The 21,628-nt window shown below is 72.6% G+C and carries 17 protein-coding genes; 1 reads left to right on the plus strand and 16 read right to left on the minus strand.

Annotated features, from left to right (window positions below):
* Positions 1 to 58: 58 nt before the first annotated feature.
* The 3 genes from ACQPW6_RS04230 to def all read right to left on the minus strand — a co-directional run bounded on the left by ACQPW6_RS04230 (position 59) and on the right by def (position 3,411).
* A complete protein-coding gene (locus ACQPW6_RS04230) occupies positions 59 to 1,504 on the minus strand; it encodes an RsmB/NOP family class I SAM-dependent RNA methyltransferase (RefSeq protein ID WP_433888171.1) in 1,446 nt (481 codons plus the stop codon).
* Between the two features lie 361 nt (positions 1,505 to 1,865).
* Positions 1,866 to 2,795 carry a methionyl-tRNA formyltransferase gene (gene fmt, locus ACQPW6_RS04235; RefSeq protein WP_433888172.1) on the minus strand — a complete coding sequence of 310 codons (930 nt, stop codon included), beginning with the start codon at positions 2,793 to 2,795 and terminating at the stop codon, positions 1,866 to 1,868.
* A 70-nt stretch (positions 2,796 to 2,865) separates the two neighbouring features.
* Positions 2,866 to 3,411, minus strand: coding sequence for a peptide deformylase (def, locus tag ACQPW6_RS04240; protein WP_433888173.1), 546 nt, complete (start codon positions 3,409 to 3,411; stop codon positions 2,866 to 2,868).
* Between the two features lie 249 nt (positions 3,412 to 3,660).
* Between def and ACQPW6_RS04245 the strand changes: the two genes are divergently transcribed.
* Positions 3,661 to 4,227, plus strand: a complete 567-nt coding sequence (locus ACQPW6_RS04245; protein WP_433888174.1) for a hypothetical protein — start codon at positions 3,661 to 3,663, stop codon at positions 4,225 to 4,227.
* A gap of 443 nt (positions 4,228 to 4,670) precedes the next feature.
* Here ACQPW6_RS04245 and ACQPW6_RS04250 read toward each other — a convergent pair whose 3' ends face one another.
* From ACQPW6_RS04250 to ACQPW6_RS04310, 13 genes are all read right to left on the minus strand, one after another.
* A complete protein-coding gene (locus tag ACQPW6_RS04250; protein ID WP_433888175.1) occupies positions 4,671 to 5,300 on the minus strand; it encodes an MSMEG_1061 family FMN-dependent PPOX-type flavoprotein in 630 nt (209 codons plus the stop codon).
* A 91-nt stretch (positions 5,301 to 5,391) separates the two neighbouring features.
* A complete protein-coding gene (locus ACQPW6_RS04255; RefSeq protein WP_433894415.1) occupies positions 5,392 to 6,177 on the minus strand; it encodes a phosphotransferase in 786 nt (261 codons plus the stop codon).
* Positions 6,178 to 6,851: 674 nt separating this feature from the next.
* Complete coding sequence (locus ACQPW6_RS04260) at positions 6,852 to 9,596, minus strand: primosomal protein N' (RefSeq protein WP_433888176.1); 2,745 nt, start codon at positions 9,594 to 9,596, stop codon at positions 6,852 to 6,854.
* A gap of 110 nt (positions 9,597 to 9,706) precedes the next feature.
* Complete coding sequence (gene metK, locus ACQPW6_RS04265; RefSeq protein WP_433888177.1) at positions 9,707 to 10,927, minus strand: methionine adenosyltransferase; 1,221 nt, start codon at positions 10,925 to 10,927, stop codon at positions 9,707 to 9,709.
* A gap of 161 nt (positions 10,928 to 11,088) precedes the next feature.
* Entirely contained in the window at positions 11,089 to 12,291 is a 1,203-nt protein-coding gene (coaBC, locus tag ACQPW6_RS04270; RefSeq protein ID WP_433888178.1) for a bifunctional phosphopantothenoylcysteine decarboxylase/phosphopantothenate--cysteine ligase CoaBC, read from the minus strand.
* Positions 12,292 to 12,433: 142 nt separating this feature from the next.
* Positions 12,434 to 12,706 carry a DNA-directed RNA polymerase subunit omega gene (gene rpoZ, locus ACQPW6_RS04275; RefSeq protein ID WP_433888179.1) on the minus strand — a complete coding sequence of 91 codons (273 nt, stop codon included), beginning with the start codon at positions 12,704 to 12,706 and terminating at the stop codon, positions 12,434 to 12,436.
* Between the two features lie 39 nt (positions 12,707 to 12,745).
* Positions 12,746 to 13,279 carry a guanylate kinase gene (gmk, locus tag ACQPW6_RS04280; RefSeq protein ID WP_433888180.1) on the minus strand — a complete coding sequence of 178 codons (534 nt, stop codon included), beginning with the start codon at positions 13,277 to 13,279 and terminating at the stop codon, positions 12,746 to 12,748.
* Positions 13,280 to 13,372: 93 nt separating this feature from the next.
* The gene (locus tag ACQPW6_RS04285) at positions 13,373 to 13,696 is read right to left on the minus strand and encodes an integration host factor (RefSeq protein ID WP_093712873.1); all 324 of its coding nucleotides are present in this window, start codon (positions 13,694 to 13,696) and stop codon (positions 13,373 to 13,375) included.
* A 345-nt stretch (positions 13,697 to 14,041) separates the two neighbouring features.
* A complete protein-coding gene (gene pyrF, locus ACQPW6_RS04290) occupies positions 14,042 to 14,878 on the minus strand; it encodes an orotidine-5'-phosphate decarboxylase (protein WP_433894416.1) in 837 nt (278 codons plus the stop codon).
* Between the two features lie 17 nt (positions 14,879 to 14,895).
* Positions 14,896 to 16,005 carry a quinone-dependent dihydroorotate dehydrogenase gene (locus tag ACQPW6_RS04295; RefSeq protein ID WP_433888181.1) on the minus strand — a complete coding sequence of 370 codons (1,110 nt, stop codon included), beginning with the start codon at positions 16,003 to 16,005 and terminating at the stop codon, positions 14,896 to 14,898.
* 528 nt (positions 16,006 to 16,533) lie between these two features.
* Positions 16,534 to 19,851 carry a carbamoyl-phosphate synthase large subunit gene (gene carB / locus ACQPW6_RS04300; RefSeq protein WP_433888183.1) on the minus strand — a complete coding sequence of 1,106 codons (3,318 nt, stop codon included), beginning with the start codon at positions 19,849 to 19,851 and terminating at the stop codon, positions 16,534 to 16,536.
* On the minus strand, positions 19,844 to 21,001 hold the full coding sequence (gene carA / locus ACQPW6_RS04305) for a glutamine-hydrolyzing carbamoyl-phosphate synthase small subunit (protein WP_433888184.1): 1,158 nt from the start codon (positions 20,999 to 21,001) through the stop codon (positions 19,844 to 19,846). Before carA ends, carB begins: the two co-directional genes overlap by 8 nt.
* Positions 20,998 to 21,624, minus strand: a complete 627-nt coding sequence (locus ACQPW6_RS04310) for a hypothetical protein (protein ID WP_433894417.1) — start codon at positions 21,622 to 21,624, stop codon at positions 20,998 to 21,000. The genes carA and ACQPW6_RS04310 overlap by 4 nt, the downstream gene beginning before the upstream one ends.
* Between the last annotated feature and the right edge of the window lie 4 nt (positions 21,625 to 21,628).

The following is a 21,628-nucleotide window of genomic DNA, read 5'->3' on the forward strand; positions in this document are numbered from 1 at the left end:
GGGCGCCGAGACGTACAGCGTCCGGGCGCCCGGCGTCGGGGACTGCCTCAGGTCGTCCTCAGGAGGTACGGCGGAGCAGGGCCAGGTACATCGCGTCGGTGCCGTGCAGGTGCGGCCAGAGCTGGACGTCGGGGCCGTCGCCGAGCGCGGGCACGTCGGGCAGCAGCGGGCGGGCGTCGATCCACTCGGCGGACGGTGAGCGGTCGTCGGCCAGCACGTCGTCGACCACCGCGCGGGTCTCGGCCTGGTGCGGCGAGCAGGTCGCGTAGCCGACGACACCGCCGATCCGCACCGAGCGCAGCGCCTCGGTGAGCAGGCCGCGTTGCAGCGGCCCGAACCCGGCCACGTCCTCCGCGCGGCGCCGCCAGCGGGCCTCGGGGCGGCGGCGCAGCGCGCCGAGTCCGGTGCACGGCACGTCGACCAGCACCCGGTCGAACGAGCCGGCCGCCCATGACGGGCGGGTGCCGTCGGCGACCACGACCTGGTACGGGCCCGGGTTGCCGGCCAGCGAGCGGGACACCAGCCGGGCCCGGTGCGGCTGCTTCTCTGCGGCGACCAGCCGCGCGCCGCGGCCCGCGGCGAGCGCCGCGAGCAGGGCGGCCTTGCCGCCGGGGCCGGCGCAGCCGTCCAGCCAGCGGGCGTCAGGCCCTTCGAGCGGGGCGGCGGCCAGCGCCGCGGCCACCAGCTGGCTGCCCTCGTCCTGCACGCCGGCCCGGCCCTCGTGCACGGCCACCACCGCGGCCGGGTCGCCGCCCTCGGCGAGCCGCACCGCGTAGGGCGACCAGCGGCCGGGTTCGGTGGAGCCGGCCGGCAGCGAGTCGGCGATCTCCTGGGCGGTGGAACGGCCGGGGCGGGCCACCAGGGTGACCTCGGGACGTTCGTTGTCGGCGGTGAGCAGATCCTCGATGCCGGCCCGGCCGCCGCCGAGCGCATCCCACAGCGCGCTGACGATCCACCGCGGGTGGGAGTGCACGACCGCGAGGTGGTCCTCCGGGTCCTCGTCGAACGGCGGCGCCACCTGGGCCAGCCAGCCGTCCAGATCCTGCGCGGAGATCCGCCGCAGCACCGCGTTGACGAACCGGGCGCGGCCGTCGCCGAGCACCACCCGGGCGAGCTCGACACTGGCCGAGACCGCGGCGTGCGTGGGGATCCTGGTGGCGAGCAACTGGTGCGCGCCCAGCGCCAGTACGTCGAGCACCGGCGGGTCGACCTCGCTCAGCGGGCGGTCGACGCAGGCGGCGATCACGGCGTCGTAGGTGCCCTGGTGGCGCAGCGTGCCGTAGACGAGCTCGGTCGCGAGAGCGGCATCCCGCCGGTCGAACTCCCGGCCCTTGCGCTTGGCCTCCTCCTCGGCGGCCCGCAGCAGCCCCGGCAGCACGAGGTTCGCGTAGGCGTCCCGCTCCCCCACCGCGCGCAGCGCCTCGAAGGCGAGGATCCGTACGGGGTCGCGCTGCGGGCGACGGTACGGGGTGCCCTGCGGGCGGCGGTTCGGTGCCTGGGTCACGTGAAAGGTGCTCCGCGTTTTCTGGCCGGGGTGAGTGGTCGGCGTCCAGCCTAACCGCCCCGGGGGCGGCACCGTCGTGCCCGAGCTTCCCGGTTCCGCGCGGCCCGGTGGGTGGCTGAGCGCGCAGTTCCCCGCGCCCCTACGGGGCCCAACCCCCGGCTCTTCGGCTGCCCCGCCGTCGTGGCTTGTCGCGCAGTTCCCCGCGCCCCTAACCGGGCGCACATGACCGGGCCCGGCCCGGCCACGGGGGAAACGTGCCCCGTAGGGGCGCGGGGAACTGCGCGACCAGCCCCCACCGGCCCGCAGACCGGGAACAAGCGCAACCACCCCTCCCCGGCCGGGGCGCGGAGCGCCGGGAGCGCTAGGCGCCGAGGTGGGTGGGGGGCTCGTGGAGGCCGCGGGTCCAGGCGGGGGCCGGCATGCGTTTTTTGGCCTGGGGCTGGACCTCGGTCAGCAGGACCGCGTGGCTGCCCGTTCCCACGTGCACCGCGTTCTTGGTGATGGCCAGCTCGCCGGGAGCGAGATCCGTACGATCCGGCACCGGGATCACCGGTCCGAGCTTGAGGCGCTCGCCGCCGACCCGCGTCCACGCCCCGGGCGCGGGCGTGCACCCCCGGATCAGCCGGTCCACCCGAAGCGCCGGCGCGCTCCAGTCCACCGCCGCGTCCTCCACCCTGAGCTTCGGCGCCAGCGTGATCCCGTCCGCCGGCTGCGGCCGGGCCACCAGCCGGCCGTCCTCGATCCCGTCCATCGTCGCGGCCAGCAGCCCCGCCCCGCTGACCGCGAGCCGCCCGAGCAGGTCACCGCTGGTGTCGGTGCCGCGGATCTCCTCCGTCACCACCCCGTACACCGGCCCCGAGTCGAGCCCCTGCTCGATCAGGAACGTGGACGCGCCGGTCATCTCGTCCCCCGCCATCACCGCGTGCTGCACGGGCGCGGCCCCCCGCCAGGCCGGCAGCAGCGAGAAGTGCAGGTTCACCCAGCCGTGCGCGGGCACGTCGAGCGCGACCTTCGGCAGCAGCGCCCCGTACGCCACCACCGGGCAGCAGTCGGGCGCGATCTCGCGCAGCCGGGCGAGGAAGTCCTCCTCCCGTGGGCGGCCGGGCTTGAGCACCTCGATGCCCGCCTCTTCCGCGCGTTGCGCCACCGGGCTGCTGAGCAGCTTCCGGCCGCGGCCCGCGACCGCGTCGGGCCTGGTCACCACGGCGACGACCTCGTGCCGGTCGGAGGCCAGCAGGGCGTCAAGAGCGGGTACGGCGGCCTCGGGGGTGCCGGCGAAGACGAGCCTCATCGTACGGGGGGTGCCTTTCGGTGGGCGTGACCGGAATGTTGCCGCCGGCGGGCGGCGCGGGAACGTGGACTCAGAGCGCGCGGCCGAACGTACCGTGCGGCGAGATCCGCACGTCCGGCGGCGGCTGCCCCGCCCAGTCGGCCTCCCGGATCGCCTTGAGCGCGGCCTTGCGGCGCTCGCCGTCGAGCCGGTCGATGAAGATCACGCCGTCCAGGTGGTCGGTCTCGTGCTGGATGCAGCGGGCCAGCCGCTGCGTGCCCTCCACGGTGATCGGCTCGCCGTACATGTTGAAGCCCCGGGCCACGACGCCGTGCGCCCGCACGCAGTCGAACGTCAGCCCCGGCAGCGACAGGCAGCCCTCGGGACCGTCCTGCTCCTCCTCGCTGAGGCTGAGGTCGGGGTTGATCAGATGCCCGAGCTCGCCCTCCACGAAGTAGGTGAACACCCGCAGCGACACGCCCAGTTGCGGCGCGGCCAGGCCCGCGCCCGGCGCATCCTGCATCGTGTCGGTCAAGTCCTTGACCAGCGTGCGCAGTTCGTTGTCGAAGGTGGTGACCGGCTGCGCCGTCATGCGCAGCACCGGATCGCCGAACAGGCGGATGGGCTTGACGGACACGGGCGGATACTCCTGGTCGCGGGGCGGAGCGCGGTGGCGCGGGCCGGGCCCGCGGTTGGCTGGGGGGTCGATTCTACGGCCCGCCGCGGGGGGTGCACGCGCTGCCCGCGCGCCCCCTGACGGCAAGGCCGCACCTCATCGTGCGTGACTCCATGGGCCGGTGGCGCGTTGGTCAAGAGAGTTTGACCGAAATCGGGTCAATGCACACGGCCCGATCCTTGTAACCCCGCCGGTTGGAGAGGCTTGTCGATGCCCGACCACGCAACCCCTGACGCCCAGGCACGGGCAAGCCTGCACCTGCTGGTGCGGGACATCGAAAGGGTCCGCCGCCAGGTGGACACACTGCGGACCCTGACCGCCCAGCTGGGCAACGTCTACCGGCCGCGACGCAGCGGCCCCACCGCCGGATTCGTGGTCTACGGCCGCGCCCCGGCGCCGACCGTCCGACTCGCCCAGGAGTTGCGCGACAGCGTGGAGACGCTGGTGACGGCGGCGGTGGAGTTCGACCGCTCGCTCGGGTTCTCCTGGGACGCGGTGGGGTCGGCGCTGGGGGTGACGAAGCAGGCGGTGCACCGGCGGTATGGGGGCCGCCGGGCTGGGGCGCCCGGCTCTCCGCTCGGGGAGGAGTCGGCTCTGCCTTCGGTGACGTCGGGGGGATCGGTGGCCTCGGGGCCATCCGTACCTTCGGGGCCATCGGTGCCTTCGGTGCCTTCGGTGCCGGCGGCGCGGTCCATGCCGGACGCTGGCGCTGGGCCCTTGATCGTGCCCGGCCGGGGGGAGGGCGCTGCGGCGCTCCCCGGGCCACGCAACGGTTGACGCCGGGGCCTCTCCCGGCTCCCGAATTCCTTGACGCCGGGGCCTGCCCCGGCCTCCCCGCTCGGGCCTGGCGGCCCGGGGCCTCGCCGCTTGCCACGCCGACAGGTTGGGCGTCGGGGTACCCCGGGGCGCTGGGTGGTTGCCGTTTCGTTTCTCCGGCTGGGCGCCGTGCCTGCCGTTTTTCCCACCGCCCCGCCCGTGCGGGTGCGTCCTTGGGTGCACGTTTTCTGGTGGGTGGGGTCGGGGCCGGCCCGTGGCACCTCCTCGGATTTCCTCCGTGCGGGTTTTGCTTTCGGGTGCGCCGCCGTTTGTCGGAAATCCTGCGGGGGCACCCCGGTCCGTCCCCTCCCAGGCCGAGTGGCGGCTTCGAGGCCGCGGGGGGTGATCGGTGGGCGGCGGGCGTTCGTCGTCGGCTGAAGGTCACTGATGGGGCATGTGGGGGGCTACTGGTAGAGGCGCTCCAGGTATTGGGGGCCGTAGTAAGCCTCCAGCTCCTCGACCGTTTCGGGACGGTGGTCGTGGGCCTTGGCGAGGGTGGCGCGGGAGGGGGCCGCGTCGGGTTGCCACGTGGTGGGTTGCCAGACTCCGCCGCGTAGCAGGGCCCTCGGACAGTGGTAGAAGACCTGGTCGATCTCGACCAGCAGGGCCAGTTGGGGGCGGTTTCCCTTGACGACCATCTCGTCGAAGAACGGCGCCTCGCGGATGAGGCGGGCGCGGCCGTTGATGCGCAGCGTGTCGGGGCGGCCGGGGATCAGATAGAGCAGGCCCACGTGGGGGTTGGCCAGGATGTTGCGGAATCCGTCGACCCGGCGGTTTCCGGGGCGTTCGGGGATCGCGATCGTCGTGTCGTCCAGCGCGAGCGTGAACCCGGCCGGGTCGCCTTTCGGTGACGCGTCACAACTGCCGTCGGCATTCGAGGTGGCCACCACGCACAGGGACGACGCGGCCAGCCACTGGCGGTCGTGCTCGTGCAGGCTCCGCCGGACCTTGACCAGCGCGCCCGGCGTCGGCTCGCCGACCAGTTCCGTCAGCTCGTCGGTTGACGTCACCTCGACCAGGTCTGTGAGCTGCATGGACCCCGCCCCCGTTCTCGTTGCTACCTGAACAGTTCGAGCCTAAGCCTTGTGCGGTGACTGATCTCTGGTGCGGTTGAGGGTCTTCCGGTCAGCGGGGGTGGTCCGAGTCGCGGTGGTCGAGTGCTGCCCGGATCTGGCTGAGCCACTCCGCGGCGAGTCGGCGGCCGTTGGGGAGCTGGTCGTTTCGGTCCCAGCGCCATGCGGTGACCATCGCCAGCATGAGGATCCGGCACTCCCGCAGCAGGTCGTGATCGACACCCGGATAGTGCGCGGCGACTTCGTCGGGTGCGTGGGCGAGGTCGAACTCGACGGGCCCACGGCAGCACGTCTCAAGGTCGATGAACAGCGGCCCGTTCTTGGTGGTGAGCAGATTGCCCGGGTGCGGTTCGCCGTGCAGCAGTTGCTCGGCGGCATTGCGGTTGCCGATCGACGATCGCAGGCTCTGCAACGTGTCGCCGAGCAGTCTCCGGTCCGCGTCGGCGAGCTCCGGACTGCGGTCTCGGTCCGTCACGAGTTGTTGGGCCTGCTCGACCCGATCGGTGAAATGCGGGGTCGGGAGGTCGACCTTGCGCATGCCGGCGTGCAGTCGCTCAAGTGCGTGGGCATAGTCCGCTGGTGGGATCTGGTGGGGGGTTGCGGGCTCGTAGTAGGTCCACAGCGTGAGCACGAAGCCGTCGCGCTCATAGACGCGTGGCTCCACTCGGGGTTCGAGGGCGGCCACGGGGCAGTCGGCTTCGGCGAGCTGCTGAGCGAGGTCGACTTCGAACTGCGCGATCTGATCCGCTACGGGCGCCACCCGGGCCAGGACGTCACAAGGCACCAGACGCAGAGTGAGCTTGTTCGAGTCCTGGAGAACGATCGCGTCATCGACCATCAGCCCGAACGACGCGGCGATCGACGATGCGGCAGCAATCGCACGCGAAGCCTCTTCCACCCGCACAGTCGCCCCCTCCCCAAAGTCGTACCCCTACCCTCCCTCAGCGGCCCGTAGGCCGCCAACGAATACCACCCACCACCGGACCTCCCGCGCCGATCACCCCCCGCGGCCTCAAAGCCGCCACTCGGCCTGGGAGGGGACGGACCGGGGTGCCCCCGCAGGATTTCCGACAGACCGGGGTACGCCTAACAACGAAACCCGCACGGAGGAAATCCGAGGAGGTGCCACGGGCCGGCCCCGACCCCACCCACCAGAAAGCGTGCACCTAAGGACGCACCCGCACGGGCGGGGCGGTGGGAAAAACGGCAGGCACGGCGCCAAGCCGGAGAAACGAAACGGCAACCGCCCACCGGGGCGGAAACTTCACCCCCTGGCAACCGGGAGCGAGCCACCACCTCCCCCACCCACCCGGAAACCGGGGCACGGGCAGAGCCCGGAAACCTGAAAGCTCCACCCACCGGGGGCGAAGCCGCCACCTCCCCCACCCACCCCGAAACCGGGGCACGGGCAGAGCCCGGAAACGTGACAGCTCCGCCCACCGGGGGCGGAATCCCCACCCCGCCGAGGCCGAGAAAGCGCGCGTGGAGCCCCCGCAACCGCCCCGGAGGGGGCTAGCCGATGTCCGTCGGATCCATCCGCACGAACACCGCCTCTCCCCCGGACTGAGCCGCCCGCGCCACCTGCCCCGCCTTGAGCGCCGCCGCCAGAGCCCCCCCTGCCCCGGGCGGCACGCGTAGAAGCAACCGCTCCCATTGCTCGCCGGGGGGCGGCTCCCCGTACCGCCGCGGCCGGCCGCCCCCGCCAGCTCCCCCACTGGGGAGGGGCAAGGGGACGGGACCCAGCAGATCCGTCCCCTCCGGCAGCCGCAGCAAGTCCATGAGATCCGCGATCGCCGCGGGCGGACCCGTGACTGAGGCCATCCGGGACACCGGGGGAAAACGGAGCTCGGCGCGTTCGGCGAGTTCACGCAATGCGTGGCCCGCGGGGTCCCAGCGGACCAGGGCCTGCACGGGCCGGAGCGTCGGCTCGGCGAGGACGACGACGGTGCCGTGCTCGTCCGCCGGGCGGACCAGTGCGGCGGCGAGGGCCCAGCGGCGCAGGGCCTCCTCGCCGGCCCGCAGGTCGGGGCGGTTGAGCAGGGCCCAGCCGTCGAGGAGCAGGGCCGCCGCGTAGCCGCCTTCGGCGACGGGTTCGGCGCCGGGGGTGGCGATGACCAGGGCGGGCGCGGGGCCGACCGAGGCGAGGACGGTGTCGCGGCCGGACGTGCGGACCGGCACCCGGGGGAAGGCGCGGCCGAGTTCCTCGGCGGTGCGGCGGGCGCCGACGATCTGGGCGCGGAGCCGGAAGCCGCCGCATTCCTGGCAGTGCCAGTCGGCCGCGGGGCGGCCGCACCAGCCGCAGGCCGGGGTGCCGCCCTGGTCGCGTACTTCGAGCGGGCCGGCGCAGGTGGTGCAGCGGGCCGGCTGGCGGCAGTTGTCGCAGGCGAGCCGGGGCAGGTAGCCGCGCCTGGGCACCTGGACGAGGACCGGGCCGCGGGCCAGGGCGTCCCGGGTGACGTTCCAGGCGAGGGTGGGCAGCCGGGCGGCGCGCGCCGCCTCGTCCCTGGCCTGGTCGGCGTCGCCGACGGTACGGATCAGCGGGGCTGCCGCGCGCACCTCGTCGCGGCTCGCGGCGAGCGGCAGCGCCCAGCCGCTGTCGACCAGCTGGGCGCCCTCGACGGTGCTGGTCAGGCCGCCGAGCAGGAAGCCGGTACGTTCCTCGGCGGCGCGCAGCAGCAGGACGTCCCGGGCGTGCGGGTAGGGGGCGTGCGGTTCGGCGTGGCTGGAGTCGCCGTCGTCCCACAGCGCGATGAGGCCGAGGTCGGCGACCGGGGCGAACATCGCGGCCCGGGTGCCGACCACGGCGCGTACGGTGCCGCGGCTGACCGCGAGCCAGCGCCGGTAGCGTTCCTCGGGCCCGGCGTCGGCGGTGAGTACGACGTGGTGGCCCTCGCCGAGCACGTCGATGAGCGCGGCGTCCACCCGCGCGGCGGCCCGCCCGTCGGGTACGACGGCCAGCGCGCCTCGCCCTGAGGCGAGCGCGGCCGCCATCGCCGTGGCCAGTTCCTCCGGCCAGTGCGGCCCCGGCAACGCCAGCCACACGGCCCGCGGCGCGTCTCCCCGCCCGAGCGCCTGCAAGTACGCTCCCCCGGTGGCATACCGGGCCCAGCTCCCGACCGGCGGCATGGCAACGGTCCGGCCACCCGGCGACGTACCAGCGGGTGCCCAACGCCCGGCACCACCCGCCGAGCCCTCACCGGGGCCCGGGGACGGCCCATCCACAACGGCCCCCCCGCCCGCCGAACCCCCGCCGGGGCCCGGGGACGGCCCATCCACACCGGCCCCGTCGCCCGCCGAACCCTCACCGGGGCCCGGGGACGGCCCATCCGCACCGACTTCATGGCCCGCCGAGCCTCCACCGGGGCCCGGCGACGAGCCATCCGCACCGGCCCGATCACCCGCCAGGCCATCACCAGGAGCCGGGGACCGACCATCCGTTCCGACCCCGTCCCCCGCCACGCCGTCGCCCCGGACAGCCGGGCGGCCCGCCACGCGCCCGGTCCCACCCTCCGATGTCCCCTCACCCGCAACCGAGCCGTCCGCACCGGCGCCCGGCCGGGCGCCTCCCCCACCACCGGCAGCCCGCACTCCCCCGCCGGCCGCACCAGTCGCCGCCCCGCCAGCCGCCGCCCCGCCAGCCGCCGAACCCGCCGAAGCGCCCCCCGGCCGGGGCGCCGGGCCGCGCCCCGGACCCGCAGCCGCGCTCCCCCGCCCCCGCGCCGGAGGCGACTCCGCTCGGGCCATCCGCGGCGGCACCGCCAGCTTCACCACGTCCGCCAGCGCTCCCGCGTAGCGGTCCGCGACCGTCCGGCACAGGTGCAGCAGCGCCGGGGTCAGTACCGGCTCGGCGGAGAGCACCTGGGCCAGTGGGGCCAGCGGGCCGCGGTAGTCGCTCTCCTCGCGGCGTTCGACGATGAAGCCGTCGTGCAGGGTGCCGCCCTCGCGGCGGCCCTTGACCACACGGGCGCCGAATCGGACCCGGACCCGTACCCCGGGGCGGGCGTCGGCGTCCATCGCGGCCGGGACGGCGTAGTCGAAGAACTGGTCGAGGTGCAGCAGGCCCTTGTCCACCAGCACCCGGGCCACCGGCAGCTCCGCCGCGAGGGCGGCTCCGCGCCAGGTGCGCGGCTTGGCGCGCGGCTCCTTCGCCTTGCGGACGGTCTCCCGGATGAGCGCGAGCTGCTCGCCTCCGGCGGCGGGATCCGACGAACCCTCCGCAGGAGGCGCCCCGCTCTGACCGTCGTCGCCGCTGCTCACAGTCCTTTTCCTACCAGATGGGTCGGACAGCCCCGCACACGCCGAGGCCCGGCGCCCCGTCGTCAGGGGTGCCGGGCCTCGGCGAATGCGGTGCGGGGTTCGGCCGCGGGTTACAGGCCCGCGGCGGCGCGCAGCGCGTCCACCCGGTCGGTGCGCTCCCAGGTGAAGTCGGGCAGCGCGCGGCCGAAGTGACCGTACGCGGCGGTCTGGGAGTAGATCGGGCGCAGCAGGTCGAGGTCGCGGATGATCGCGGCAGGGCGCAGGTCGAAGACCTGGGTGATGGCCTGCTCGATCTTCTCGGCGTCCACGTTGGAGGTGCCGAAGGTCTCCACGAACAGGCCGACCGGCTCGGCCTTGCCGATCGCGTAGGCGACCTGGACCTCGCAGCGCGAGGCGAGTCCCGCGGCGACCACGTTCTTGGCGACCCAGCGCATGGCGTAGGCGGCGGAGCGGTCGACCTTGGACGGGTCCTTGCCGGAGAAGGCGCCGCCGCCGTGCCGGGCCATGCCGCCGTACGTGTCGATGATGATCTTGCGGCCGGTGAGGCCCGCGTCACCCATCGGGCCGCCGATCTCGAACCGGCCGGTCGGGTTCACCAGCAGCTTGTAGCCGTCGGTGTCGAGCTTGATGCCGTCCTCGAGCAGCGCCTTGAGCTCGACCTCCACCACGAACTCGCGGATGTCGGGGGCGAGCAGCGACTCCAGGTCGATGTCGGAGGCGTGCTGCGAGGAGACCACGACGGTGTCGAGCCTGACCGCCTTGTCGCCGTCGTACTCGATGGTGACCTGGGTCTTGCCGTCCGGGCGCAGGTAAGGGATCTGGCCGTTCTTGCGGACCTCGGTGAGCCGCCTGGACAGCCGGTGCGCGAGGGTGATCGGCAGCGGCATCAGCTCGGGGGTCTCGTCGCAGGCGTAGCCGAACATCAGGCCCTGGTCGCCGGCGCCCTGCTTGTTGAGCTCGTCCTCGACGGCCTGTGCGGAGCCCTCGACGCGCTTCTCGTACGCGGTGTCGACGCCCTGGGCGATGTCGGGCGACTGCGCGCCGATGGACACCGAGACGCCGCAGGAGGCGCCGTCGAAGCCCTTCTTGGACGAGTCGTAGCCGATGTCGAGGATCTTGTTGCGCACCAGGGTGGCGATGTCCGCGTACGCGGTGGTCGTCACCTCTCCCGCGATGTGCACCTGACCGGTGGTGATCAGCGTCTCGACGGCGACCCGGGAGTGCGGGTCCGCGGTCAGCAGTGCGTCGAGAATCGTGTCGCTGATCTGGTCAGCGATCTTGTCGGGGTGGCCCTCGGTGACGGACTCTGAGGTGAACAGGCGGCGGGACACATCGCTCCCTGGGGTTGCAGCGGCTGCTGGCTGAATTCTTGGCGGGGTGCGCGGGGCTGCGCCTGGCACTCCGCAGGACAGCCTATCGCCCGGGCCGCGAATTCAGGCGCGACATCTCAACCGATGGGATATGTCATGGTCTGGCGCCTCAGGTCCGGGCCTCAGGTCAACCTGGCGACGACGAGATCCCACACCTGGTCGGCGAGTGCCTCCTTGGGCCCGTACGGCACCGGCGTCCGGCTGCCGTCCGCGCCGAGCACCACCGCCTCGTTCTCCTCGGCGCCGAACGCCTTGTGCTCCCCCACCTCGTTGACCACCAGCAGGTCGCAGCCCTTGCGGGCGAGCTTGGCGCGGCCGTTGGCGAGGACGTCGTCGGTCTCGGCGGCGAAGCCGACGACCAGCTGTCCGGTCCGCGGCCGGTTCGCGGACAGCTCGGCCAGGATGTCGGGGTTGCGGACCAGGGCGAGCGGGGCGGGCTCCTCGCCGTCCTTCTTCTTGATCTTGCCGGCCTCGTAGTGGGCGGGGCGGAAGTCGGCGACGGCCGCGGCCATCACCACCGCGTCGGCGTCGGCCGCGGCCTTCAGCACCAGCTCGCGCAGTTGCTCGGCGGTGCCCGCGGTCAGCACGTCGGCGCCCGCGGGGTCGGTGAGGCCGGTGTTGGCGGCGACCAGGGTGACCCGGGCGCCGCGGGCCACGGCGGTACGGGCCAGCGCGTAGCCCTGCTTGCCCGAGGAGCGGTTGCCGAGGTAGCGGACCGGGTCGAGCGGTTCGCGGGTGCCGCCGGCGCTGATCACCACATGGCGGCCGGCCAGGTCGGGGGCGACCGGGCCGCGGGCCAGCACCTGGCGGCAGACCCGGAAGATCTCGTCGGGGTCGGGCAGCCGGCCCTTGCCGGTGTCCACTCCGGTGAGCCGGCCGACGGCGGGCTCGATCACGACGGCGCCCCGGCGGCGCAGGGTGGCGACGTTCTCCCTGGTGGCGGGGTTCTCCCACATCTCGGTGTGCATCGCGGGCGCGAAGACCACCGGGCAGCGGGCGGTGAGCAGGGTGTTGGTGAGCAGGTCGTCGGCGAGTCCGTGGGCGGCCCTGGCCAGCAGGTCGGCGGTGGCGGGGGCGACCACGACCAGATCGGCGTCCTGCCCGATCCGTACGTGCGGGACCTGGTGGACGTCGTCCCAGACCCGGGTGGCGGCCGGCCGGCCGGACAGCGCCGACCAGGTGGCCTCGCCGACGAAGTGCAGCGCGGACTCGGTCGGTACCACCCGCACCTGGTGCCCGGACTCGGTGAGCCGGCGCAGCAGCTCGCACGCCTTGTAGGCCGCGATGCCGCCGCTGACGCCCAGTACGACCTGTGGTCCGCCCATCGTCACTCCCGCTGTCGGTGCCGCGGCCGTACGGCCCGCGCCTGCTCCCCATGACACACCATGGGCCCGGCGGTCGCGCCGCCGGGCCCATGGTGGATATGCGAAAGAGGTACGGCCCGTGAGCCGTGACCGGGTGCCGGGATCAGTGCGGCGGCGCCTCGACGGCCTCGGACGTCAGCAGACCCGCGTTGATCTCGCGCAGCGCGATGGAGAGCGGCTTCTCGTGCACATGGGTGTCGACAAGCGGGCCGACGTACTCCAGCAGGCCTTCGCCGAGCTGGGAGTAGTACGCGTTGATCTGGCGGGCGCGCTTGGCCGCGTAGATCACCAGGCTGTACTTGGAGTCGGTCGCTTCGAGCAGCTCGTCGATCGGCGGGTTGATGATGCCCTCGGGCGTGGTGATGGAAGAGGACACGCTCTACCTACCCTACTGATGGAAGAAAGCGGAAGTTGATCAGTCAATCTGCATCAAGGCTAGCAGCTCGCGTGCTACATCCTCGACAGAGGTGTTGACAAGGGTCTCGTCGAACTCGGTCTCGGCCGCGAGCTCGACCCGCGCGACGCTGAGCCGCTCCTCGATGACCTGGGCCGATTCGGTGCCGCGGCCGGTCAGCCGGCGGACCAGCTCGTCCCAGCTGGGCGGGGCGAGGAAGACCAGATGGGCCTCCGGCATCGACTCCCGGACCAGCCGGGCGCCCTGGAGGTCGATCTCCAGCAGCACCGGCTCACCGGCGGAGAGCTTGTCGAGCACCGCCCTGCGCGGGGTGCCGTAGCGGTGGCCGGCGAACTCGGCCCACTCCAGCAGTTCCCCGTTCGCGACCAGCTTGTCGAACTCGTCGTCGTCCACGAAGTAGTACTGGACGCCGTGCTGTTCCCCGGGGCGTGGTCTGCGGGTGGTGGCCGACACCGAGAGCCACACCTCGGGGTACATCGTGCGCAGGTGCGCGACGACGGTGCTCTTGCCGACCCCTGAGGGGCCGGAGAGCACAGTCGCGTAGCGAGGATGGTCTGCCCCGGGGACCGAGAGCTCATGGAGCGATTATCCCTGGTTCCCCGATGCACCGGGACCATGGTCGGGATGTCAGGCGGAGGCGCCGCCGAACTCGCGCTCCAGCGAAGCGATCTGGTTCGAGCCCAGACCGCGTACGCGACGGCTTTCTGAGATGCCGAGCCGCTCCATGATCTGCTTGGCGCGCACCTTGCCGACGCCGGGAAGGGATTCGAGCAGAGCGGAGACCTTCATCTTGCCGATGACATCGTTCTCCTGGCCCTGCTTGATGACCTCGTGCAGAGAAGCGCCGGAGTGCTTGAGCCGGTTCTTGACCTCGGCGCGCTCCCGGCGAGCCGCGGCGGCCTTTTCGAGCGCGGCAGCGCGCTGTTCAGGGGTAAGGGGCGGAAGAGCCACGCCTACGTCACCTCGGATGTAGAGCAATCGGATATGGACCCTGTGGAACACAGTTGCCCCGCTGCTGCGGGACGGTGAGCAGCAGGTGTGAACGCCGCCGCTCCTGTCGGAGACTAGCGGTCCGAACGGCCCAAGTCAGCGAGAACAGATGAAAAGTCCTGGTCAGCCTTGATCCGGCGGGATATATGGGGCAAAGCGGAACGCCTGACGGGGTCAATGAGGCCGGTGGTTGAAACCGGCCCTTTTTCTGGCCGTTTTTCTCGCTTATTACCCGTCAGTATTACCGCCGGTATTGCCCTTGCCGCTCCGACCTCGGCAGACGTCTTCCTCACATTTTCTTCACACTTAGCGGATCGCGGCCCGCACCTCGTCCGCATAACGGAGAGCGGAGTCCCGCAACGCGCGCGAATCGGGGCCGTGCCGCAGCAGCCCGCGGCTGACACTCGGCACCACCTGGTCGAGCGCGGCGCCGAAAATGCCCGGAAGGTCCGCCGGGGTGGCGCCCTGGGTTCCGATGCCGGGCGCGAGCAGCGGGCCGCCGACCGCGAGGTCGAAGTCGGCGAGGTCCTTGCGGGTCGCGCCGATGACCGCGCCGACCGAGCCGAGCGGCGTCTCCCCGGCGTTCTCGGCCGCCACGTGGTCCAGCATCAGCTGCCCGACCCGCGGCCCCTCCTGCGTCACGGCGTGCTGCACCTCGTGGCCCTCCGGGTTGGAGGTCAGCGCCAGCACGAAGACGCCGGCGCCGGAGATCCGCGCCGCGTCCAGCGCGGGCCGCAGCGAGCCGAAGCCCAGGTAGGGGCTGACGGTGACCGCGTCGCAGAACAGCGGCGAGTCCTTGTGCAGGTACGTGGCGGCGTAGGCGGTCATGGTGGAGCCGATGTCGCCGCGCTTGGCGTCCATCAGCACCAGGGCGCCGGCCTGCCGGGCGGCCGTCACGGCCCGCTCCAGGACGGCCACCCCGCGCGAGCCGAAGCGCTCGAAGAAGGCGGACTGCGGCTTGAACACCGCGGTGGTCTCGGCCAGCGTCTCCACCACGGTCATGGTGAAGCGCTCCAGGCCCGGTACGTCGTCGTTCAGGCCCCAGTCGGTGAGCAGCGCGGCGTGCGGGTCGATGCCGACGCACAGCCGGCCCCTGGTGGACATGGCGCGGTGCAGCCTGGCTCCGAAGGGCTCGCTGTCCAGGTGCGGTTCTGTGGCGGTCATACGGTCGCCTTCCGGGTCTCGGCGCCGACAGCTTCGGCGAGGGTGGCGTACGGGCTGGTGGCCAGTCGGGCGGCCAGGCCCTTGTGGACGGTACGCATCCACAGCGGGCCCCGGTAGATGAAGGCGCTGTAGCCCTGGACGAGGGTGGCGCCGGCCAGGATGCGCTGCCAGGCGTCCTCGGCGTCGTCGATGCCCCCGACGCCGACCAGGGTGATCCGGTCGCCGACCCGGGCGTACAGCCGGCTCAGCACCGCCAGTGAGCGGTCGGCCAGCGGCGCGCCCGACAGGCCGCCGGCCTGGGCGATGACCGCCGGGTCCGCGAGCAGCGGCAGGGTGTCGCGGGCGACGGTGGTGTTGGTGGCGATGATGCCGTCCAGGCCCAGCTCCAGGGCGAGGTCGGCGACGGCGTCCACGTCCTCGTCGGCGAGGTCGGGGGCGATCTTGACGAGCAGCGGCACGCGGCGTTCCGGCACTGTGCGGTCGGCCGCTTCGCGTACGGCCATGAGCAGCGGCCGGAGCGCGGCCGTCGCCTGGAGGTCGCGCAGGCCCGGCGTGTTCGGCGAGGACACGTTCACCACGAGGTAGTCGGCGTGGCCGGCGAGCCGCTCGGTGGAGGTCACGTAGTCGGAAACGGCCTCGTGTTCGGCTGCTGACTTGGTCTTGCCGATGTTGACGCCGACGGTGGTACGGAAGATCTCCTTGCGGGCCGCGAGCCGGGCGGCGACGGCGGCGGATCCGTCGTTGTTGAACCCCATCCGGTTGATCAGCGCGCGGTCGGGAACCAGCCGGAACAGCCGGGGCGTAGGGTTGCCGGCTTGCGGCTGCGCGGTGACGGTACCGATCTCGACGTGGTCGAAGCCGAGCATCGCGAGGCCGTCGACGGCCAGCGCGTTCTTGTCGAACCCGGCGGCGAGGCCGAACGGCCCGTGCATCCTCAGCCCGAACGCCTCGGTCCGCAATCCGCGGTGGCGCGGGGCCAGCGCCGCGGCGACGAAGGTCCGCAGGACCGGGATCCGGGCGGCGAGGCGGATCCACCTGAAGGCGAGGTGATGCGCTTTTTCGGCGTCCATCCTGCGGAAGAGCAGCCGGAACAGTAGCGGGTACATGGCGTTGCCTTGTCTCGTTCGGTTCGATGCGCCCCGGCCTGGGCGCGGGCTGTGGCTTTGCGGCTGCCGCCGCGACGGGCTGGGTGATCCGGTCGTGTGCCACGCCGTCGTGGCTGGTCGCGCAGTTCCCCGCGCCCCTTAAAAACCCGGCGTGGCCGGGGCGACCGGCCCCGGCGGCTCGTGCCCCGCAGGGGCGCGGGACTGCATCCAACTTGCGGCTGGCGCCGCGCGGGCGCGACCAGCCCCGGTCGTTCGTGCCCCGCAGGGGCGCGGGGCTGCATCCAACTTGCGGCTGGCGCCGCGCGGGCGCGACCAGCCCCGGTCGTTCGTGCCCCGCAGGGGCGCGGGGAACTGCGCGACCAGCCCACCACCGGCCGGTGGTCGGGCAAGGACAGCACCAGCCCCTTCGGGCCGGTGGCCACGCGCGCCACCGCTGTGGCTTGTCGCGCAGTTCCCCGCGCCCCTAAAACCCCGGGGCGGCCGGGGCGCGGGCACGCGCCCCGAAACCCCGGGGCGGCCGGGGCCGGGTTATTGGTTGCGACTCGCCGTGAGGCGGCTCGCGTGGGTTTGGAGGGAGTGCACCTCGATCTCGCCGCGCGTCAAAGCGTCGATGCCCTGGACCGCCGCCGCCAGCGCCTGGACCGTCGTCAGGCAGGGGACTCCGCGGGCCACCGCGGCCGTGCGGATGTCATAGCCGTCCAGGCGGCCCCCCGTGCCGAACGGGGTGTTGACGATCAGGTCGATCTCGCCCTCGTGGATCAGCGTCACCACCGTGGGCTCGCCGTCCGCGCCGACGCCCTCGCTCTGCTTGCGGACCACCCGCGCCTCGATGCCGTTGCGGCGCAGCACCTCCGCCGTGCCCGAGGTGGCGAGCAGTTCGAAGCCGTGCTCGATCAGCGCGCGGGCCGGGAAGATCAGTGCGCGCTTGTCGCGGTTGGCCACCGAGATGAACGCGCGGCCCTTGGTCGGCAGCGCACCGTACGCCCCGGCCTGCGACTTCGCGTACGCCGTGCCGAACACCGTGTCGATGCCCATCACCTCGCCGGTGGAGCGCATCTCCGGGCCGAGGATGGTGTCCACGCCGCGGCCCTGCACGTCGCGGAACCGCGACCAGGGCAGCACCGCCTCCTTGACCGAGATCGGCGCGTCCAGCGGCAGCGTGCCGCCGTCGCCGGTGGCCGGCAGCAGGCCCTCGGCGCGGAGTTCGGCGACGGTCGCGCCGAGCGAGATCCGGGCGGCGGCCTTGGCCAGCGGCACCGCGGTGGCCTTGGAGGTGAACGGCACCGTGCGGGACGCGCGCGGGTTGGCCTCCAGGACGTAGAGGATGTCCCCGGCCAGCGCGAACTGGATGTTGATCAGGCCCTGCACGCCGACCCCGCGGGCGATCGCCTCGGTGGAGGTGCGCAGCCGCTTGATGTCGTGGCCGCCCAGCGTGATCGGCGGCAGCGCGCACGCGGAGTCGCCGGAGTGGATGCCGGCCTCCTCGATGTGCTCCATGACGCCGCCGAGGTAGAGCTCGTGGCCGTCGAAGAGCGCGTCGACGTCGATCTCGATGGCGTCGTCGAGGAACCGGTCGACGAGCACCGGCCGGTCGGAGCTGATCTCGGTGGACTCCGCGATGTACGAGGCGAGCCTGGTCTCGTCGTAGACGATCTCCATGCCGCGGCCGCCCAGCACGTACGAGGGGCGTACCAGTACCGGGTAGCCGATCTCGTCGGCGATGGCCTTGGCGCCGGGGAACGAGGTGGCGGTGCCGTGCTTGGGCGCGGGCAGTCCGGCCTCGGCGAGCACCCGGCCGAACGCGCCGCGATCCTCGGCGAGGTGGATCGCCTCCGGGGAGGTGCCGACGACGGGCACCCCGTTGTCCTTGAGCGCCTGCGCCAGGCCCAGCGGGGTCTGCCCGCCGAGCTGGACGATGACGCCGGCCACCGGTCCTGCCAGCGTCTCGGCGTGCACGATCTCCAGGACGTCCTCCAGAGTGAGCGGCTCGAAGTAGAGCCGGTCGGAGGTGTCGTAGTCGGTGGAGACGGTCTCCGGGTTGCAGTTGACCATCACGGTCTCGTAGCCGGCGTCGTGCAGCGCGAAGGAGGCGTGCACGCAGGAGTAGTCGAACTCGATGCCCTGGCCGATCCGGTTGGGCCCGGAGCCGAGGATGATCACGGCCGGCCGGGTGCGGGCCTCGACCTCGCTCTCCTCGTCGTAGCTGGAGTAGAAGTACGGGGTGGTGGCGGCGAACTCGGCGGCGCAGGTGTCCACCGTCTTGTAGACGGGGCGGATGCCCAGCGCGTGCCTGACCTCGCGGACGACCTCCTCGCGCAGGCCGCGGATGCCGGCGATCTGCGCGTCGGAGAAGCCGTGCCGCTTGGCATCGGCGATCAGCGCGGGGTCGAGCCGGTCGGCGGCGGCCAGCTCGTCGGCGTGCTCCTTGATCAGGAACATCTGGTCCACGAACCAGGGGTCGATCTTCGTGGCGTCGAAGACCTCCTGCGCGCTGGCTCCGGCCCTGATCGCGTCCATGACGGTGTTGATCCGGCCGTCGGTGGGGATCGCGGCCCGCTCCAGCAGCGCCGCCTTGTCCTGCGGCCTGGCCTCGCCGGTGAAGTCGAACTGCGAGCCCTTCTTCTCCAGCGAGCGCAGCGCCTTGTTCAGCGCCTCGGTGAAGTTGCGGCCGATGGCCATCGCCTCGCCGACCGACTTCATGGTGGTGGTGAGGGTGGCGTCGGCGGCCGGGAACTTCTCGAAGGCGAACCGCGGCACCTTGACGACCACGTAGTCCAGGGTCGGTTCGAAGGACGCCGGGGTCTTGCGGGTGATGTCGTTGGGGATCTCGTCCAGGGTGTAGCCCACCGCGAGCCGGGCGGCGATCTTGGCGATCGGGAAGCCGGTGGCCTTGGAGGCCAGCGCGGAGGACCGGGAGACCCGCGGGTTCATCTCGATGACGATGACCCGGCCGTCCTCGGGGTTGACCGCGAACTGGATGTTGCAGCCGCCGGTGTCGACGCCGACCTCGCGGATCACCGCGATGCCGATGTCCCGCAGGATCTGGTACTCGCGGTCGGTCAGCGTCATCGCCGGGGCGACGGTGATGGAGTCTCCGGTGTGCACGCCCATCGGGTCGAAGTTCTCGATGGAGCAGACGACCACGACGTTGTCGTGCTTGTCGCGCATCAGCTCCAGCTCGTACTCCTTCCAGCCGAGGATGGACTCTTCGAGCAGCACCTCGGTGGTCGGCGACAGGGTCAGGCCCTGGCCGGCGATCCGGCGCAGCTCCTCCTCGTCGTGCGCGAAGCCGGAGCCGGCGCCGCCCATGGTGAAGGAGGGCCGGACCACGACCGGGTAGCCGCCGAGGGTGGTCACCCCGGCGATCACGTCGTCCATGGAGTGGCAGATCACCGAGCGGGCGGACTCGCCGTACCCGATCTTGGCGTTGACGGCGGCGACCACGCCCTTGAACAGCTCGCGGTCCTCGCCCTTGTTGATCGCCTCGACGTTGGCGCCGATCAGCTCGACGCCGTACTTGGCGAGCACCCCGTTCTCGTGCAGCGAGATGGCGGTGTTCAGCGCGGTCTGCCCGCCGAGGGTGGGCAGCAGGGTGTCGGGGCGCTCCTTGGCGATGATCTTCTCGACGAACTCCGGGGTGATCGGCTCGACGTAGGTGGCGTCGGCGATCTCCGGATCGGTCATGATCGTGGCCGGGTTGGAGTTGACCAGGATGACCCGCAGGCCCTCGGCCTTGAGCACCCGGCACGCCTGGGTGCCGGAGTAGTCGAACTCCGCGGCCTGACCGATGACGATCGGGCCGGAGCCGATGACCAGGACGGACTGGATATCGGTGCGCTTAGGCACGCTGGCCCTCCATGAGATCGGTGAAGCGGTCGAACAGGTAGGCGGCGTCGTGCGGTCCGGCCGCCGCCTCCGGGTGGTACTGGACGCTGAACGCGGGCCGGTCGAGCAGCCGCAGGCCCTCCACCACGTTGTCGTTGAGGCAGACGTGGCTGACCTCGGCGCGGCCGTACGGGGTGTCGCTGACCTGGTCCAGCGGCGCGTCCACGGCGAAGCCGTGGTTGTGCGCGGTGACCTCGACCTTGCCGGTGGAACGGTCCTGGACCGGCTGGTTGATGCCCCGGTGGCCGTACTTGAGCTTGTACGTGCCGAAGCCGAGGGCCCGGCCGAGCAGCTGGTTGCCGAAGCAGATGCCGAACAGCGGGGTGCCGCGCTCCAGGGCCGCCTTGATGACGGTGAGGTCGGCGGTGGACGGGTCGCCGGGGCCGTTGGACAGGAAGATCCCGTCGGGGGCGACCGCGTAGACGTCCTCGACGCTCGCGGTGGCGGGCAGCACGTGCACCTCGATGCCGCGCTCGGCCATCCGCCGCGGCGTCATGCCCTTGATGCCGAGGTCCAGGGCGGCGACGGTGAAGCGCTTCTCGCCGACCGCCGGGACGACGTAGGACTCCTGGGTGGCCACCTCGGCGGACAGGTCGGCGCCGGTCATCTCCGGTGCCTGCCTGACCCGGGTGAGCAGGGTGGCGTCGTCGGCGATCCCCGCGGCGGAACCGCTGTCGAGCGCGCCGCCGGAGAAGATGCCGACCCGCATGGCGCCGCGCTCGCGCAGGTGCCGGGTCAGCGCGCGGGTGTCGATGCCGCTGATGCCGACGACGCCCTGGGCGGCCAGTTCCTCGTCCAGCGAGCGGCGGGAGCGCCAGTTGGACGGGGTGCGGGCGGGGTCGCGTACGACGTAGCCCGCGACCCAGATGCGGGAGGACTCGGGGTCCTCGTCGTTGACGCCGGTGTTGCCGACGTGCGGGGCGGTCATGACGACCACCTGGCGGTGGTAGGAGGGGTCGGTCAGCGTCTCCTGGTAGCCGGTCATGCCGGTGGAGAACACGGCCTCGCCGAGGGTCTCCCCCACTGCCCCGTAGGCGCGGCCGCGGAAGACGCGGCCGTCCTCCAGGACGAGTACGGCGGGTGCGGTGGCCGCGCGGGTGGAGGTCGTCATTGCGCGCCTTCCTTGTCGGGTTGCCTGGTGCCAGGCCGGGTGTCGGTGAAGACGACGACGCTGTCGCCACTGAGCCGGTCGATCTGCTCGACCCATGCGGGGTGCTCGGCGGCCCGGTCGGAGCGGAAGCCGGAGTCGATGAGGGTGCCGCCGTGCTCCCAGGTGACCACCAGCAGGCCGCCCTCGGTGAGCACCTTGCCCGCGATCCCCTTGTCCAGCCGGGCGCCGCGCAGCGCGGCGGCGGGCACGAAGAAGCTCGGGGCGCCGGTGCGGTCCACGTCCAGGCCCTGCTCGGACAGGGTGAGCCGGACCATGCTGCGGACGCCGAGGCCGTGCGCCACGATCCGGTCGAGCCACTGCCCGGCGCTGGTGCTGCCGTGGTAGCGGCCGTCCATCGTCAGCAGCGGTTCCGCGGGGGCCTCCGGGGCCTGCGGCAGCTCGGGCAGGCCGCCCTGGAGGGTGCGGCGCCACTGCCAGCCCTGCCGCATCAGCCAGTAGACCAGCGCGACGAACAGCGCCAGGCCGACGATCCAGCCGATCCGGTCGGTGAGGTCGGTGACCTTCGCGGAGTGCTTGCCCGCGGCCAGCGCGCTGCCGCCGGCCGTCGCCGTCACCTGAGTCAGAGGT

Source organism: Streptomyces sp. CA-111067 (assembly GCF_050956065.1).
In the GTDB taxonomy this organism is placed as follows: domain Bacteria; phylum Actinomycetota; class Actinomycetes; order Streptomycetales; family Streptomycetaceae; genus Actinacidiphila.

Coding starts and splice junctions, on each gene's coding strand:
- ACQPW6_RS04255 (WP_433894415.1), bottom strand. CDS start 6,177: ATGGTCGATGACGCGATCGTTCTCCAGGACTCGAACAAGCTCACTCTG.
- ACQPW6_RS04250 (WP_433888175.1), bottom strand. CDS start 5,300: ATGCAGCTCACAGACCTGGTCGAGGTGACGTCAACCGACGAGCTGACG.
- carA (WP_433888184.1), bottom strand. CDS start 21,001: ATGACGACCTCCACCCGCGCGGCCACCGCACCCGCCGTACTCGTCCTG.
- fmt (WP_433888172.1), bottom strand. CDS start 2,795: ATGAGGCTCGTCTTCGCCGGCACCCCCGAGGCCGCCGTACCCGCTCTT.
- coaBC (WP_433888178.1), bottom strand. CDS start 12,291: ATGGGCGGACCACAGGTCGTACTGGGCGTCAGCGGCGGCATCGCGGCC.
- ACQPW6_RS04245 (WP_433888174.1), top strand. CDS start 3,661: ATGCCCGACCACGCAACCCCTGACGCCCAGGCACGGGCAAGCCTGCAC.
- ACQPW6_RS04295 (WP_433888181.1), bottom strand. CDS start 16,005: ATGTACCCGCTACTGTTCCGGCTGCTCTTCCGCAGGATGGACGCCGAA.